General features: G+C 67.4%; 4 protein-coding genes. 3 read left to right on the top strand and 1 reads right to left on the bottom strand.

Annotated features, from left to right (window positions below; genetic code table 11):
- The first annotated feature begins 177 nt into the window (after positions 1–177).
- The 3 genes from NBW84_RS13020 to NBW84_RS13010 all read left to right on the top strand — a co-directional run bounded on the left by NBW84_RS13020 (position 178) and on the right by NBW84_RS13010 (position 1,429).
- Complete coding sequence (locus NBW84_RS13020; RefSeq protein ID WP_250284910.1) at positions 178–441, top strand: hypothetical protein; 264 nt, start codon at positions 178–180, stop codon at positions 439–441.
- On the top strand, positions 438–869 hold the full coding sequence (locus tag NBW84_RS13015; protein ID WP_047222616.1) for a type II toxin-antitoxin system VapC family toxin: 432 nt from the start codon (positions 438–440) through the stop codon (positions 867–869). The genes NBW84_RS13020 and NBW84_RS13015 overlap by 4 nt, the downstream gene beginning before the upstream one ends.
- 77 nt (positions 870–946) lie before the next feature.
- Positions 947–1,429: a pyridoxamine 5'-phosphate oxidase family protein gene (locus NBW84_RS13010; RefSeq protein WP_250284908.1), complete on the top strand. Its 483-nt coding sequence runs from the start codon at positions 947–949 to the stop codon at positions 1,427–1,429.
- Positions 1,430–1,721: 292 nt separating this feature from the next.
- On the opposite strand, the gene NBW84_RS13005 is transcribed toward NBW84_RS13010, so the two are convergent.
- Positions 1,722–2,260 (bottom strand): lysylphosphatidylglycerol synthase domain-containing protein (locus NBW84_RS13005; RefSeq protein WP_445548706.1); only part of this gene is annotated, 539 nt, incomplete at its 5' end.

Raw genomic sequence — 2,260 nt, 5'->3', positions numbered from 1 at the left:
CATCACCCCCTACCTGGACCGCACCGGCATCAGCGAGAAGATCACCGGCCGCCGCTTCACCCCACCCGGCGTGGCCACCCTGTCCTGACCCCTTCGCCCCGGCCCTGACCCGCCCCGGCCTTCTGGCATCGGCCTTCTGGCATCATGACAGCAAGCGCCTGATGCTATGATGCTTCAGTGCGGACGACGGTGACTCTCGACCCGGATGTGGCAGTAGCCCTTCAGAAAATCGTCCGTGAACGAGGGCTGTCGTTCAAAGAAGCGCTGAACACACTTGTACGCGCCGGCCTGGCGGCAGGCCGGCGCCAGGATGTGCCTCCCTACCGAGTACCCAGTCGATCGCTCGGGCTACGGCCCGACGTCGACCTCGACAAGGCCCTGCGACTCACTTCCGAACTCGAGGACGCCGAGATCATCAGTAAGCTTGAACTACGCAAGTGAAGCTACCCGACGTCAACCTGCTGATATATGCGCTGGACGACACCTCACCGAGGCACAAGCCGTCACAGGCCTGGCTTGAGGACATACTGTCCGGCACCGAGACCGTGGCGTTCGCCTGGCCGGTGCTTCTCGGGGTCATCCGGTTGACGACACGCGCCACGATCTTTCGTAATCCGTTCCGCCCGGAGGAGATTCTCGACATCGTCGACGGCTGGCTCAGCAGGCCGTGTGCCGTGGTGGTGCATCCCACCGAACGCCATGCGGCGGTACTCCGCCAGCTTCTCGAGCCGCTGGGAACAGCCGGGAACCTCACGTCCGACGCGCACCTAGCGGCCCTCGCCATCGAGCACGGTGCGCAACTGTGCTCCAGCGACGCCGACTTCGCCCGCTTCCCCGGCGTCCGATGGGTAGATCCTCTGAAGGCGTAACGCAATCGCGGGAACCGTAGGCCGGGTTCGCCGCCGGTCGGGCGGAACTGTCGGTGCTGGCTGGGAGCATGGCCGGCATGGCGAACTGGAGTGAGGTGGAGGCCGCGGCCCCGCGGCTGGCAGCGGCGGTCCGGGGGCGGTTCGAGGCGTACGGGCTGGCAATCCTCGCGACTCTCCGGCGCGACGGCTCGCCCCGGGTGAGCGGGATCGAGCCGCTGTTCGCCCTCGGCGAGCTGTGGCTGGGCATGATGCCCGACTCACGCAAGGCGATCGACCTGTCGCGGGATCCGCGATGCGCCCTGCACAACGCGACAACGGACAAGAACGTCGCCGACGGCGACGCGAAAATCACCGGCCGGGCGCTGGCGGTGACCGATCAGGAAAGCCTCGACGCCTACCGGGCGGCCTGGGCCGCGTCCGCGGAGATCCCCGTGCCGGAGCCGTTCGCCCTGTTCAGGCTCGACGTCACCGAACTCGCGACGATCGGCGTCGGCGACGAGGAGCTCGTCATCGACTTCTGGCGGGAGGGCGGCCCACCCACACGGACGACCCGTCAATGACGGCATGCGCATCACATGGCAGTCTGATGTCAGATCCTCCGGAAGCCGGAGCAAAACGATTGCCCACGTTTCTTCGACCACCCGGGCCACTGCCGAAAAATGGCCGACGGAAACAGGGAGTCCTATTCATAACTTTCATCTATAAGATCTAGATCGCGGCATCACCGCAGACCGAAGAACCGTTACAGATCTTGACCGAGGAGTTCTGTGTATCCTCGGTTCCGCGTATCCCCAGGCATCGGTATATCCCCATCGGGAAGCGTCGGGCGGATTTTCGGGAACGGTTGCTCGATCAAGGATGTACGGCCTGCTCCGGACGCGATGGGACGGCGTCCGGTGGTGCGGTCCGTCCAGTGGGCACGCCGGTGGGGGTGGGCCGCAGGGCCATGCCGATCCCAGCCCACACCAGGTCGGCCACGGTCGCGAACAGGCGGATGATCAGCGCGAGGACGGTCGCCGGCCCGGCCGCGAGCGCCGGCGCCAGGGTGAGGACGAGCACCGCCTCGCGCACACCCGCACCGGCCGGCAGCACCAGCACGAGAAAACCGGCCGTCCAGGCGAAGGAGTAGCCGCCCACCGACAGCAGCAGCAGGCGCACGCCGTGCACCGACGGGGTGAGGTCGCGGGCGAGCAGCCAGGTCGCCACCCCGTAGAGCACGAAGCCCGCCAGCAGCCAGCCGGCGGCGGCCAGTACATGGCGTCCGCCGGGAGGCTGTTCCAGCGGTGGGCGGCGCAGCAGCCGGAACGCGGACGCCAGCAGCGCGGAGAGCACCGGCGGGTACAGCACGGCCGCGAACACCGGGACGGCCAGCAGCACCAGCCCGTAGTGAC

The organism is Protofrankia sp. CiP1_Cm_nod2 (genome assembly GCF_920664355.1).
Taxonomy (GTDB): Bacteria; Actinomycetota; Actinomycetes; order Frankiales; family Frankiaceae; genus Protofrankia.
This window is presented reverse-complemented; position numbering and strand designations above follow the sequence as displayed.

Coding starts and splice junctions, on each gene's coding strand:
- NBW84_RS13010 (WP_250284908.1), top strand. CDS start 947: ATGGCGAACTGGAGTGAGGTGGAGGCCGCGGCCCCGCGGCTGGCAGCG.